Origin of the sequence: Curtobacterium sp. MCBA15_004 (assembly GCF_001865055.2) — a bacterium.
In the GTDB taxonomy this organism is placed as follows: domain Bacteria; phylum Actinomycetota; class Actinomycetes; order Actinomycetales; family Microbacteriaceae; genus Curtobacterium.
The window spans coordinates 2,183,951-2,197,822 of record NZ_CP126266.1 but is presented as its reverse complement, the minus strand read 5'-3'; the positions used below and the strand labels follow the sequence as shown (position 1 = coordinate 2,197,822).

Genomic DNA, 13,872 nt, shown 5'->3' with positions numbered 1-13,872 from the left:
GGACTCGGCCCGTCGGCGCGCAGTCGCCGGACGCGACCTCCGGACGGACGGGAGGCGCGGTACCGACCGGCACCGCGCCTCCCGTCCGCCCTCGCCCCACCAGGGGCGACCGACTCAGCCGGCCAGCCGCAACCAGACCGCACCGAGCGGCGGCACCACCAGGTGCGCCGACGCCGGGCGGCCGGCCCAGGGCGTCTCGTCGGCGGTGACCGACCCGAGGTTGCCGACACCCGAGCCGCCGTACTCGACGGCGTCGGTGTTGAGGACCTCGTGCCACTCGCCGGCGCTCGGCAGGCCGAAGCGCCGCTCGACGGGCACGCCCGAGAAGTTCACGAACACGGCGATCCGGTCGTCGCCGTCCTTCCGCAGGAACCCGAGCGTCGAGTGCGGTGCGTCGCCGCCCTCGATCCACTCGAACCCCTCGGGGGAGGAGTCGTGCGTCCACAGCGCCGGGCTGTCCGTGTACACGCGGTTCAGCGCGGCGACGAGGTCCTGGACGCCACGGTGGCCCGGGTCGTCGAGGAGCCACCAGTCGAGCCCGCGCGCCTCGGACCACTCCGACGGCTGGGCGAACTCCTGGCCCATGAACAGCAGCTGCTTGCCCGGGTGCGCCCACATGAACGCGAGGTAGGCGCGCAGGTTCGCGAGCTTCTGCCACTCGTCGCCGGGCATCTTGCCGTAGAGCGAACCCTTGCCGTGCACGACCTCGTCGTGGCTGATCGGCAGGGTGAACTGCTCGCTGAACGCGTAGACGAGCGAGAAGGTGATCTCGTCGTGGTGGTACGCGCGGTGGGCCGGGTCACGCTCGATGTACTGGAGCGAGTCGTGCATCCACCCCATGTTCCACTTCTGCCCGAAGCCGAGGCCGCCGGCGCTCGTCGGCTGGGTGACGCCGGGCCAGGAGGTGCTCTCCTCGGCGATCATCACGATGCCGGGGTAGCGCTTGTAGGCGGTGGCGTTGGTCTCCTGCAGGAACGAGATCGCCTCGAGGTTCTCGCGCCCGCCGTGGATGTTCGGCAGCCAGTCGGTCCGCGAGTAGTCGAGGTAGAGCATCGAGGCCACGGCGTCGACGCGGAGCCCGTCGATGTGGAACTCCTCGAACCAGTACAGCGCGTTCGCCACGAGGAAGTTGCGGACCTGCGGCTGCCCGAAGTCGAACACGTACGTGCCCCAGTCGAGCTGCTCGCCGCGGCGGGGGTCCGGGTGCTCGAACAGTGCGTACCCGTCGAACTTCGCGAGTGCCCACTCGTCCTTGGGGAAGTGCCCGGGCACCCAGTCCATGATGACGCCGATGCCCGCCGAGTGCAGGCGGTCGATGAGGTAGCGCAGGTCGTCCGGCGTGCCGAAGCGCGCGGTCGGGGCGTAGTACCCGGTGACCTGGTAGCCCCACGACCCGCCGAACGGGTGCTCGGCGAGGGGCAGGAACTCGATGTGCGTGAACCCGAGGTGCTGCACGTGCCCGATGAGCTGGTCGGCGACCTCGCGGTAGGACAGCCCGGGGCGCCACGAACCGAGGTGCACCTCGTACACGCTCATCGGCGCGTCGTGGGTCGTGGTCTGCGCACGTCGTTCCATCCACGCGGCGTCACCCTCCGACCACGTGTACTCGGAGGCGGTGATGACCGACGCGGTCAGCGGCGGGACCTCGGTGCGGCGGGCGAACGGGTCCGCCCGCTCGACCCAGCCGGAGTCGGTGAGGATCTGGAACTTGTAGCGCTGCCCGACGAGCGCGCCCGGCCAGAACAGCTCCCAGACGCCGAGGTCGTCCAGGCGACGCATCGCGGTGGTGCGGCCCTCCCAACCCTCGAAGTCGCCGATGACCCGGACCGCGGTCGCGCGCGGTGCCCACACGGTGAAGGCGACACCGTCCACACCGTCGACGGTGCGGACGTGGGCGCCGAGGTGCTGCCAGAGCTGCTCGTCGCGGCCCTCGCCGAAGAGGTGCAGGTCGAGCTCGCCGATGGTCGGCGCGAAGCGGTACGCGTCGTCCGTGGTCCACGTCGCGTCGTCGGCGTCGGTGGACTCGTCGAAGTCGTAGTCGGCCTCGACCCGGTAGCGTCCGAGCGTGCCGGCGGTGGCACCTGCCCACATGCCGTCGCCCTCGTGCGTGAGTTCGACGTCGTCGCCGTCCGGCCGGACGATCCGCACGGCCGATGCCAGGTGGCGGACGACACGGACGCTCGTGCCGCCGTCGACCGGGTGCGGGCCCAGCACGTCGTGCGGCTGGGACCAGCGGCCCTCGGCGACCTGCTGGCGGAGCCAGTCCTCGACCGGCGCCGGCCGCGGCCCGTCCGGCGAGGTGGCGGTCGACGCGGGCGTGCCCGACGGCTGCTGCGGTCCGGTGGTGGCGGACCCGCCCGACCCGGGGTCGGGCGTGGGCGCACTCGCCGGCGCGCTCGCCCGGCCGCCGAGGGTCGCGGACTCGGCGACGCCACGGTCGGGGCGCTCACCAGGGGTCGACGGGGCGCCCGGCAGGTCCTCACCGGGGGCGGAGACGCGCGGCTCGTACCGGGGCGCGTCGTCGCCCGCGGCCCCGTTGGCAGCGCCCGACGGCGCTGCTGCGGACGGCGCGGTGTGCGGCACGGGCGGCGGGGGCGGCGGCACGGGCGGGACGCTCGGCCCCTGACCACGGCTCGGCGGGACGGGTGTCGGTCGGGCGTCGCCCATCGGCTCGGTCCCCTTCGGGTCGCGGTCGGTCATCGGTGCGGTCCTTCCACGACGAGCAGGTGCACGGGCTCCTGGAAGGCGTCCAGGCGGACGTAGTTCGACGAACCCCAGACCCAACGCTGGCCGGTGACGACGTCGCGGACGTCGAACGCCTGCTCGGTCGGCAGGCCCAGGGCGGCGAGGTCGAGGTGCACGGTCGTCTCGCGCGCGGAGTGCGGGTCGACGTTCGCCACGACGATCACGGTGTCGGCACGGCCGGACCGGATGAACTCGCCGGGCAGGTGCTTCGAGTAGACGACGATCGCCGGGTCCTCGGCGCTGTGCACGTGCAGGTTGCGCAGTTGCCGCAGCGCCGGGTGCGCCTGGCGGAAGCGGTTGAGCATCGTCACGTAGGGCGCGAGGCTCGCCCCCTCGGCCTCGGCGAGGGCGAAGTCGCGCGGCTTGTACTCGTACTTCTCGTTGTCGATGTTCTCCTCGGAGCCGGGACGGGCGACGTCCTCGAAGAGCTCGTAGCCGGAGTACATGCCCCAGGTCGGCGCTCCGGTGGCCGCGAGGGCCGCGCGCACCTTGTAGCCCGCCCGACCGCCGAACTGCAGGTACTCGGTGAGGATGTCCGGCGTGTTCACGAAGAGGTTCGGGCGCAGGTAGGCGCTCGTCTCGTGGCTGAGCTCGTCGAAGTAGTCCTCGATCTCCTCCTTGGTGTTGCGCCAGGTGAAGTACGAGTAGGACTGCTGGAACCCGACCTCGGCCAGGGCGCGCATCATCGCCGGGCGGGTGAACGCCTCGGCGAGGAACACCGTGTCGGGGTGCTCGTCGCGGACCTCGCGGATGACCCGCTCCCAGAACCACAGCGGCTTGGTGTGCGGGTTGTCCACGCGGAAGATGCGGATGCCGAAGGTCATCCAGTGGCGCAGCACGCGCAGCACCTCGGCGACGATCCCCTCGGGGTCGGAGTCGAACTGGATCGGGTAGATGTCCTGGTAGCGCTTCGGGGGGTTCTCGGCGGTCGCGATGGAGCCGTCGGCCCGGACCGTGAACCACTCCGGGTGCTGCTCGACCCAGGGGTGGTCGGGGGAGCACTGCAGCGCGAAGTCGAGCGCGACCTCCATGCCGGTGTTCTTCGCCGTCTCGACGAAGTCGCGGAAGTCGTCCTCGGTCCCGAGGTCCGGGTGGATCGCGTCGTGGCCCCCCTCGGGCGCCCCGATCGCCCACGGGCTGCCCGGGTCGTTCGGTCCCGGCGTCAGGGTGTTGTTCGGTCCCTTGCGCGCGGTCGTGCCGATCGGGTGGATCGGGGGGAGGTACACGACGTCGAAGCCCATGCGGGCGACCGCCGGCAGGCGACGGGCCGCGGTGCGGAAGTCGCCGCTCTTCCACGAGCCGTCGGCGTTCTTGCGGGCGCCCTCGCTGCGGGGGAAGAACTCGTACCAGGCGCCGACGCCAGCACGGGTGCGCTCGACGTCGAGCAGCTGGGTGGGGGAGTGCGTGCGGAGCGAGGTGAGGGGGCTGTCCTCGACCTCGCCGGTGATCCGGGCGTCGTCGACGGCCGCCAGGCGTTCCGTCGGCTCGAGGGCGGTGTCGCGCACCTGCTCGGCGGCGCGGACGGCCGCGGTCGAGTCGGTCTCGGCGGCGAGGCGGTCGAGCAGGGCTGCGCCGTCGAGCAGCGTCGCCTCGGTGTCGACGCCCGCGGCGATCTTCAACCGCGCGGCGTGCAGCCAGGTGGCCCAGTCGTCGGAGTAGGACTCGACGTGCCACGTCCACACACCGGTGTGGTCGACCTGCACGGTCGCCTCGTACCGGTCGGTCCCGGCGGCGACGAGCGTCATCGGGACGGTGCGGGTGCCGCCGTCGGGTCGTTCGAGGACCAGGTCGGCACCGATCACGCCGTGGCCCTCGCGGAAGACGGTCGCGCCGAACGTGATCACCTCGCCGTCGAAGGCCTTCGACGGGAACCCGTTCGGGGTCGTCGGAGCGAGCTGGGTGATCGGGATGCGCCCGATCTTCGGTCGGCGGGGTCGGTCTGCAGTGGCCACGGAGCCGACGCTACCCGGCTCGCGGACCGGCGTTCCCCGGAAGACGCGCTCTGTGCACGACCGGGCGCGCCGCGCCCCCTGTGGAGGAAGCGCGCGGACGCGACCACGGGGCCGGACGGGAGGCCCGTGGCGGGCCCGCCACGGGCCTCCCGTCCGCCCCCTGGGCGGCCGCCGGCCGACAGGCCGGACCAGGGCGCCCGATGCCCGACCCGAGCCGGGCGGACGTGCGCCCTACGCGACCTCGAACACGTGGATGCCCGGCCCGTACGCGGTGAAGACCTGTCCCGCCGGCCGCAGCCGCTCGTGGTCGCGGTGCTTCTCGCTCGACCAGGCGAGGCGGTACCCGAGGACGTCCTCGCGCACCGGCAGCGTCAGGTCCCGGGTCCGTCCGCTGCCGTGCACCACGACGAGCACCCGGTCGGACGGCTCGTGCTCGGGCGTCGACTCGGCGTAGTACTGCACCGCACGGTGGATCGGTTGGTCCCAGCCCTCCGGGGTCATCGGACGACCGTCGGGGCCGTACCAGGACATCCGGGTCGCGCCGGGCGTCTCCTGCCCCTCGACCCCGAACCGCGTGGGACGGAGCGCGGGGTGCGCGGCACGCAGACGCGCCAGTGCGGCGACGACCTCGGTCATCGACTCGGCGTCCTCGTCGTCCGACCAGTCGACGGGGGTCAGGTCACCGGAGACGACGTACGCGTTGTTGTTGCCGTGCTGGGTGCGGCTGCGGTCGTCGCCGGCCGTGAGCATCGGCACGCCCGCGGCGAGCATGAGGGTGCCCACGAGGTTCCGCATCGAGCGGCCCCGGGCGGCGCGGACGCCACGGTCGGCGGTGTCGCCCTCGATCCCGTGGTTGAACGAACGGTTGTCGTCGGAGCCGTCGCGGCCGTCCTCGCCGTTCGCCTCGTTGTGCTTGCGGTCGTGCGACACCAGGTCGAGCAGGGTGAAGCCGTCGTGCGCCGTGACGAAGTTGACGCTCGCGAGCGGACCACGCTCCGGGCCGAACAGGTGCCGGGACCCCGTGAGCACCCCGGCGAGCGCACCGATGCCCGCCCGCGGGGCACCGTTGCGGCGCTCCTCGGCGATGTCGCCCAACCAGAACTGCCGGACCGTGTCACGGAAGCCGTCGTTCCACTCGCTCGTCCGCGCGCCGAACGCACCGGTGCGCCAGCCGTCCGGGCCGACGTCCCACGGCTCGGCGACGACGAGCACGTCCTGCAGGTCGGGGTGCCGCCGGATCCGTTCGAGCAGCGGGTGGTCCGCGTCGAAGACGTGCTGCGCGTCACGGGCGAGCGCCGCCATCAGGTCGAAGCGGAAGCCGTCGACCTGCACCTCGCGCGCCCAGTACCGCAGGCTGTCGACCACGAGGTCGGCGGTCGCGCCCACCGAGGTGTCGAGCGTGTTGCCGCAGCCCGTCGTGTCGTGGTGGCTGCTGCCGTCCTCGGTCCACCGGTAGTGGCGCGGACCGTCGATCCCGCGGAGCGACGTGGTCGGACCGCCGACGCCCTCCTCGGCGGTGTGGTTGTAGACGACGTCGAGCACGACCTGGATCCCGGCCTCGTGGAGCAGCCGGACCATGCCCTTGAACTCGCGCAGGACCGCCGAGGCGCCGGCCGCCCGGGCGTCGGCGGAGGCGTGGGCGGCGTGCGGGGCGAAGAAGCCGAGCGAGTTGTAGCCCCAGGCGTTCTCGCGGCCGGCGGCACGGAGCCACCCCTCGGTGTCGAAGGCGTGCACGGGGAGCAGCTCGAGGGTCGTCACGCCGATGCGGTGCAGGTGCGCGATCGTGCTCGGGTGCGCGACCCCGGCGTAGGTCCCGCGCAGGTGTTCGGGGACGTGCGGGTTCGCGGCGGTGAGGGTGCGCACGTTCGCCTCGTACACGACGACCCGGTCGAGCGGCACGACCGGCTTGACGACGCCGCCCCAGTCGAAGGCGTCGTCGACGACCTCGGACGTCCAGCGCTGTCCGGTCGCCGCGTGCCGCCCGGTGCCGCCGACCCCGTCGGTCGGGTCCACCGGGACGATGCCGCGCGCGTACGGGTCGAGCAGCGGCCGGTGCGGGTCGAAGTCGTGCCGCGGGGCGGTCGGGCCGTCCGCCAGCAGGTGGTAGCGGTCGCCCGGCACCACGCCGGGCGTCGGGGCGGACCACCGGTCGCTGCCGCCGGCGCGCTCGAGCGCGAAGCGCACCGGCTCCGCACCACCGGTGCGCTGCACCACGAGGGTGACGGAGGCCGCCGAGGCGGACCGGACCGAGAACCGCGGTCCGTCGTCGCCGAGGCGGAAGCCGGGGGTCTCGTCGGTCGCGGTCTCGTGCACGGCACCCAGGGTACGAGGCCGCGCGGGTATCCTGGAACCGCTCGACCAGGGGGTGCCCGATGCCCGAGAAGAACGACCGGCCCGACCGGCCAGACCGGCCAGGCCGCGCGCCGGTCTACCTCGACCACGCCGCGACCACGCCGATGCTGCCCGAGGCGCTCGCCGCCTTCACGGCCGCGCTCGGCACCGTCGGCAACCCGTCGTCGATCCACAGCGCGGGCCAGCGCGCGAAGATGCTGCTCGAGGACGGCCGCGCGGCCGTCGCCCGCTCGCTCGACGCCGAGCCGGTCGAGGTCGTCTTCACCTCCGGCGGCACCGAGAGCATCAACCTCGCCGTCAAGGGCATGTACTGGGCACGTCAGCAGGACCGCCCCCGCCCGCGCATCGTCGTCCCCGCCGGCGAGCACCACGCGACGGTGGACACCGTCGAGTGGCTCGAGCGACACGAGGGCGCGGTCGTCGACGTGGTCCCGTTGGACGCGCAGGGTCGCGTCGACCTCGCCGGCCTGGAGGCGCGACTCGCCGCCGCCGACGACGTCGCGCTGGTCACGTTCCTGTGGGCGAACAACGAGGTGGGCACCCTGCAGCCGGTGGACCGGATCGTCGCGCTCGCGCACGCCGCCGGCGTGCCCGTGCACAGCGACGCGGTCGCCGCCTACGGGCAGGTCCCGCTGTCGTTCCGCGCGTCCGGCCTCGACGCGCTGAGCGTCTCCGCGCACAAGGTCGGGGGACCGGTCGGCATCGGAGCGCTCGTGCTCGGCCGCGGCTCGACCGTCGAACCGCTCATCCACGGCGGTGGCCAGCAGCGCCAGGTGCGCAGCGGGACGCAGGACGCGCCGTCGGCCGCCGCGTTCGGCGTGGCGGCGGGGACCCCGCACGCCGACGTCACCGCGCTGCGGGACCGACTCGTCGCCGGGGTGGTGGCTGCGGTGCCCTCGGCGGTGCTCATGGGCGACCCGGTGGACCGGCTGCCGGGCAACGCGCACTTCACGTTCCCCGGGTGCGAGGGCGACTCGCTGCTGTTCCTCCTCGACGCCGCCGGGGTCGCCGTGTCCACCGGGTCCGCCTGCCAGGCCGGCGTGCCCGAGGCGTCGCACGTGCTCCTCGCGATGGGCCTCGACGAGCAGGACGCGCGCGGGGCACTGCGGATCACGCTCGGGCACACCTCGACCGAGGCCGACGTCGACGCGTTCCTCGCGGCGCTGCCGGACGCGGTCGCGCGGGCCGGTGCTGCCGGGATGGCGTCGCGCGCGCCGCTCCTCGGCCGCTGATCCGCCGCGCCGTGCGCGGCTGCTCGGCCGCGCACGCTCGGGAGGCGGCCTCCGTCCTCCACAGCCGCCGCGGGGCGGGCGCCAGTCCACAGGCGGAGGTGGGGCGGGCCTCCGGGCCGGTGCGCACCGGTAGGATCGGGCACCATGGTCGAACTGGACTTCTCCGAGCAGCTCTCCTCCCTCCGCGAGACGTTCGGCAACATCCGCTCGGTGGTCGACGTCGACCGCCTGCAGCAGGAGATCGCCGAACTCAGCGAGCAGGCGGGCGCCCCCGACCTGTGGGACGACGTCGAGCACGCGCAGCAGGTGACGAGTGCGCTGTCCCACCGTCAGGCAGCACTCCGCAAGATCACCGACACCGAGCAGCGCATCGACGACCTCGAGGTCCTGGTCGAGATGGCGAACGAGGCCGACGACGAGGAGTCCGCGGTCGAGGCCCAGGCCGAGCTCAAGGCGATCCAGAAGACCATGGGCGACCTCGAGGTGCAGACGCTCCTCGACGGCGAGTACGACGACCGTCCGGCGGTCATCACGATCCGTGCCGGGGCGGGTGGTGTCGACGCCGCCGACTTCGCCGAGATGCTCCTGCGCATGTACCTCCGGTACGCCGAGCAGCACGGCTACAAGACCACCGTGATGGACACCTCCTACGCCGAGGAAGCCGGGATCAAGTCGGCCACGTTCGAGGTCGACGCGCCGCACGCCTTCGGCACCCTGTCCGTCGAGGCCGGCACGCACCGCCTCGTGCGGATGTCGCCGTTCGGCGCGGCCGGCAAGCGCCAGACGTCGTTCGCCGCGGTCGAGGTCATCCCGCTCATGCCCGAGACCGAGGTCATCGACATCCCCGAGAACGACATCCGGGTCGACGTCTTCCGGTCCTCCGGCCCCGGTGGGCAGTCGGTCAACACGACCGACTCCGCGGTCCGCCTGACCCACATCCCGACCGGCACCGTCGTCTCGATGCAGAACGAGAAGTCGCAGATCCAGAACCGCGCCGCGGCCATGCGGGTCCTGCAGTCGCGCCTGCTGCTCCTGAAGAAGGAGGAGGAGAACGCGAAGAAGAAGGAGCTCGCCGGCAACATCACGGCGAGCTGGGGCGACCAGATCCGCTCCTACGTGCTGGCGCCGTACCAGATGGTCAAGGACCTCCGGAGCGAGCACGAGGTCAACAACCCGTCCGCGGTCTTCGACGGCGACCTCGACGGCTTCATCAACGCGGGCATCCGCTGGCGCAAGCAGGGCGGCGATTCCTGAGCGTCCTCGTGGGGGAGCTGAGCCGCGCGCCTCGGTTGACTTCCGGTCCGGCCGACCTACCCTGATCCGGTCATGATCAAATTCGACCAGGTCACCAAGGTCTACTCGGGCAACCCGAGTCCGGCGCTCGACGACGTCTCCCTCGAGATCCTCAAGGGGGAGTTCGTCTTCCTCGTGGGCGCGTCCGGTTCCGGCAAGTCCAGCTTCCTGCGCCTCGTGCTCAAGGAGGAGAAGCCCTCGCGCGGGCAGATCCACGTGCTCGGCCAGCGGCTCGGTGCCCTGTCGTCGCGCAAGGTCCCGTACTTCCGGCGCAACCTCGGCGTCGTCTTCCAGGACTTCCGTCTCCTGCCGAACAAGAACGTCTTCGACAACGTCGCGTTCTCGCTGCAGGTGATCGGCAAGAGCAAGGGCTTCATCAGCGAGGCCGTGACGGACGTGCTCAAGCTCGTCGGCCTGGCCGGCAAGGCGACGCGCATGCCGCACGAGCTGTCCGGTGGTGAGCAGCAGCGCGTGGCGATCGCGCGCGCCGTCGTCAACAAGCCGGCGGTCCTGCTCGCCGACGAGCCCACCGGCAACCTCGACCCGACCACGTCGGCCGGGATCATGGCGCTCCTCGAACGCATCAACCAGGGAGGCACCACCGTGCTCATGGCGACGCACGACGCCAGCATCGTGAACCAGATGCAGCGACGGGTCATCGAGCTGTCGAACGGCACGGTGCTGCGCGACGAGCAGTCGGGCGGGTACCAGACCCAGGCGGTCCCGGTCCAGCGCAGCGCCGCGGTGTCGAACACCACGGGCATCCAGACGATCCCGGGACTCATCCGATGAGGCTCGGGCTCGTCATGTCCGAGGTCGGCTCGGGCCTGCGGCGCAACGCGTCGATGGTCGTGTCGGTCGTCCTCGTGACCTTCATCTCACTGACCTTCGTCGGCACCGCGATCCTGCTGCAGATGCAGATCAACCAGATGAAGGGCTACTGGTACGACCGGGCCCAGGTGGCGGTCTACCTCTGCACCGACACCGACACCACGGGCAACTGCACGGGCGCCAAGGCGACCGACGACCAGCGCGAACAGGTGCAGGCACAGCTCGACTCGTCGACGCTCAAGCCATACATCGAGAAGACCTACTACGAGGACCAGGACCAGGCGTTCACCCGGTTCAAGCAGCAGTTCAAGGACTCGCCCGCCACGGAGTTCGTCAAGCCGGAGTACCTCAACGAGACCTTCTGGGTGAACCTGAAGAACCCGTCGCAGTCCGACGTCCTCGTCGAGAGCCTGTCGAAGGTCGCCGGCGTGCAGAGCGTGGTCGACCAGCGGGGCTACCTGCAGCCGATCTTCAACCTGCTCAACGCCTCGTCGTACACCGCGATCGGCATCGCCTCGCTCATGCTCGTCGCCGCGGTGCTGCTCATCGCGACGACGATCCGGCTGTCGGCGTTCAGTCGACGCCGCGAACTCGGGATCATGCGACTGGTCGGCGCGTCGAACCGGTTCATCCAGACACCGTTCGTGCTCGAGGGGGTGATCGCCGCGGCCATCGGGGCGGTCCTCGCCGGTGGTGCGATCACCGCGGTCGTCTGGTTCTTCGTCCGGAACTACCTTGCGCGACGGTTCTCCGGGACGGCGTTCATCGGCATGAGCGATGCGGCCGTGGTCGTCCCGGCGGTCATCGTCATCGGTGTCCTGCTCGCCGGGGTCTCAGCGTCCATCGCGATCCGACGGTACCTGCGCGTCTGATCCTCCTGCGGACACCCGGACGGGGCCGACGCGCCAGGGCGGACACGCCCAGGAAGGTGCGCGGCCCCGTTCGTGTTCACTAGGCTGTAGGGCTGCACACCGGCAGCGAGCAGAGCACGGCACCGGTCGTGCCGTCGGGACACCCCGGCAGCGACCGTTCGGAGGGAACCACCATGGCGAAGGAACGCGGCGAGAAGATCGTGGCGACCAATCGTCGCGCGCGCCACGACTACCTCATCGAGGACACGTACGAGGCGGGCATGGTGCTGTCCGGCACCGAGGTGAAGTCCCTGCGTGAGGGTCGTGCCTCGCTCGTCGACGGCTACGCGTTCATCGACAAGGGCGAGGCGTGGCTCGACGCCGTGCACATCCCCGAGTACACCGAGGGCACCTGGAACAACCACGCACCCCGGCGCAAGCGGAAGCTCCTGCTGCACAAGCAGCAGATCGTGAAGATCTCGCACAAGACGGCACAGGGTGGCTACACGCTCGTGCCGCTGCAGATCTACTTCCACGACGGACGCGCCAAGGTCGAGATCGCGGTCGCGAAGGGCAAGCGCGAGTTCGACAAGCGCCAGACCCTGCGCGAGAAGACCGACAAGCGCGAGGCCGAGCGGGCGATGCGCTCGCGCAACCGGCTCGGCGACTGACCGTGACAATCCACCCCTCGGTCGTCTAGACTGAGGGACTGCTCCTCCGGGAGCACCGCTCCTCCGGGAGCACCGCTCCTCCGGGAGCACCGCTCCTCCGGGAGCGTTGGCAACTCAACAGCGTGACAGCGGCTCGCTCGGTTCGGCCTGTACGGGGATGATCGGTTTCGACATTGCCTGTGCGCCGACGGGAAGCGGGCCGAGGACCCACGGTCATCTCGTGAACGATCCGTGGAAAACAACAAGTGCCAATTCCAAGCGCACTGACTTCGCTCTCGCTGCGTAAGCAGCCCAGCACATGAAGTCCGTCGGCCAGGTGATCGTCTTCTAACCTGAGTTCCGGCGTCATCCAGAGGACTTGCTGCACGGTTGCGCCTCAGGGCCGTGTGGGACTTGCACTGAGACTGGGCCCGTCGTCCTAGAAGCCGGTAGCAAAGGACGGGGCCGAGCAGAACGCATCATCCGGATACGCCCGTAGAAGACGTCGAACTGCAGCGATGGACGGGGGTTCGATTCCCCCCATCTCCACCACCTGCCGACCGTCCGATCCGCTGTCACGCTGTTGCCGTCGCCCGGCACCACCGAACGCCCCGGCGTCGTCCCCACGGACGGCACCGGGGCGTTCGCCGTTCGCGCCGTCAGAAGTCGAACAGGTTCGCCCGGAGCCCGCCGTCGCCGTACTCGCTGCGCAGGACGCCGCGGCGCCGGAGCGCGGGGACGAGGTCGCCCGTCATCCGGTACACCTGTGCCGGGTGCAGGTCGCCCGACAGGATCACGCCGTCGTTGTCGGCGTCGGTACCGAGCCCCTCGACGAAGTCGGCGAACTCCTCGGCGGTCCCGACGAAGCCCTCGCGCGTGCTGATCCGCCCCAGCCGGGCCTTCCGCGTGAGCAGCTCGCGCAGGGGTGCGTCCGGGGTGTCACCGAGGAGCCCGCGGATCGTGCCGGCGGAGACGTGCTCGCCGAAGGTGCCGTCCGGGATCGGTGCGTCGAGGTCGAGCGCGAGCAGGTCGGTCTCGGAGTCGCTCGACCAGGCCACCGCCGCCGCACGGAGCTCGGCGTCCGACGGGTGCGCGGACACGGCGACGAGCCGGTCGGCCTCCTCGGGCGAGGACACCACGACGGGCTTGAGGACGAACAGCACCCGGACGTCCTCCGGACGGCGTCCGGCCTCGGTCGCGGCGGCGTGCACACGCGCCCGGTAGTCCCGGACCGCAGCGGACGTCAGCGGTGCGAGCGCGAGCTGCACGTCGGAGTGCGTGCCCGCGAAGCCGAGTCCACGTCCCGAGCCGCCGGGGGAGACCACGACGGGGTCGCGCTCGAGCGGCAGCGCGTTCAGCGGGCCGTCGGCGGTGAAGTACGCGCCCTCGTGGTGGAACGCGTCGAGTGCGTCCCCGTCCGCGAAGTGCCAGGAGGAGCGGTCCCCGACGTACCCGTCGCCCCACGAGTGCCACAGCCGACGCAGCAGGGTGATCCACTCCTCGGCGCGGTCGTACGCGGCGTCGTGCGGCAGCGGGGCGGCGCCGACGTGCCGGGCGCTGCCGGTGTCGGTGACGACGTTCAGTCCGAACCGGTCGGAGGACAGGTGCGCGAGCGTGGCGGCCTGCCGGGCGGCCAGGTACGGCGGCGTGATGCCCGCGTTCACGGTCGGCACGATCCCGATGTGCGACGTCGCCGCGAACAGGTACGGCGCGAGCAGGAGCGGGTCGTGCTTCGGGCCGCCGTACGCCTGGCGGATCCGCAGGTCCAGGGTCGCCGGGTTGCCGAGCGAGATCGCGTCCTCGGCGATGACGAGGTCGAGGCCGGCCTGCTCCAGCGCGCGCACGGACTGCTGGTAGAGGTCGGGCTTCGTCCAGTCGTGGCCCCAGTCCCAGTCCGCACGACCCCATGCCTGCGGGCCGAACCCGCGCGAGAAGAAGTACCCGACGTGCTGCAGTGCGCCCATCG

Annotated in this window: 9 protein-coding genes and 1 other RNA gene; 6 read left to right on the top strand and 4 right to left on the bottom strand. The window is 71.6% G+C overall.

Translation table 11 applies throughout. From position 1 onward, the window contains the following. Window positions 1–114 precede the first annotated feature (114 nt). The 3 genes from glgB to QOL16_RS10215 form a co-directional block, all read right to left on the bottom strand. Entirely contained in the window at window positions 115–2,700 is a 2,586-nt protein-coding gene (gene glgB, locus QOL16_RS10225; RefSeq protein WP_254780223.1) for a 1,4-alpha-glucan branching protein GlgB, read from the bottom strand. Beyond that, a complete protein-coding gene (locus QOL16_RS10220; RefSeq protein WP_175473074.1) occupies window positions 2,697–4,697 on the bottom strand; it encodes an alpha-1,4-glucan--maltose-1-phosphate maltosyltransferase in 2,001 nt (666 codons plus the stop codon). The genes glgB and QOL16_RS10220 overlap by 4 nt, the downstream gene beginning before the upstream one ends. A 231-nt stretch (window positions 4,698–4,928) precedes the next feature. Beyond that, on the bottom strand, window positions 4,929–7,010 hold the full coding sequence (locus QOL16_RS10215; RefSeq protein ID WP_071284039.1) for a glycogen-debranching protein: 2,082 nt from the start codon (window positions 7,008–7,010) through the stop codon (window positions 4,929–4,931). A 59-nt stretch (window positions 7,011–7,069) separates the two neighbouring features. On the opposite strand from QOL16_RS10215, the gene QOL16_RS10210 reads away from it, so the two are divergent. From QOL16_RS10210 to ssrA, 6 genes are all read left to right on the top strand, one after another. Next, on the top strand, window positions 7,070–8,281 hold the full coding sequence (locus tag QOL16_RS10210) for a cysteine desulfurase family protein (RefSeq protein ID WP_071284037.1): 1,212 nt from the start codon (window positions 7,070–7,072) through the stop codon (window positions 8,279–8,281). A gap of 144 nt (window positions 8,282–8,425) precedes the next feature. Then, complete coding sequence (prfB, locus tag QOL16_RS10205) at window positions 8,426–9,535, top strand: peptide chain release factor 2 (RefSeq protein ID WP_065962117.1); 1,110 nt, start codon at window positions 8,426–8,428, stop codon at window positions 9,533–9,535. 72 nt (window positions 9,536–9,607) lie between these two features. Next, the gene (ftsE, locus tag QOL16_RS10200) at window positions 9,608–10,366 is read left to right on the top strand and encodes a cell division ATP-binding protein FtsE (protein ID WP_065962119.1); all 759 of its coding nucleotides are present in this window, start codon (window positions 9,608–9,610) and stop codon (window positions 10,364–10,366) included. Beyond that, window positions 10,363–11,277, top strand: coding sequence for a permease-like cell division protein FtsX (gene ftsX / locus QOL16_RS10195; protein WP_071284033.1), 915 nt, complete (start codon window positions 10,363–10,365; stop codon window positions 11,275–11,277). The genes ftsE and ftsX overlap by 4 nt, the downstream gene beginning before the upstream one ends. 173 nt (window positions 11,278–11,450) lie before the next feature. After that, a complete protein-coding gene (gene smpB / locus QOL16_RS10190) occupies window positions 11,451–11,927 on the top strand; it encodes an SsrA-binding protein SmpB (RefSeq protein WP_065962122.1) in 477 nt (158 codons plus the stop codon). 153 nt (window positions 11,928–12,080) lie between these two features. After that, window positions 12,081–12,458, top strand: a transfer-messenger RNA (tmRNA) gene (gene ssrA / locus QOL16_RS10185). A gap of 107 nt (window positions 12,459–12,565) precedes the next feature. Here the strand turns inward: ssrA and QOL16_RS10180 are convergent. Further along, window positions 12,566–13,870 carry an LLM class flavin-dependent oxidoreductase gene (locus QOL16_RS10180; protein WP_071284030.1) on the bottom strand — a complete coding sequence of 435 codons (1,305 nt, stop codon included), beginning with the start codon at window positions 13,868–13,870 and terminating at the stop codon, window positions 12,566–12,568. Between the last annotated feature and the right edge of the window lie 2 nt (window positions 13,871–13,872).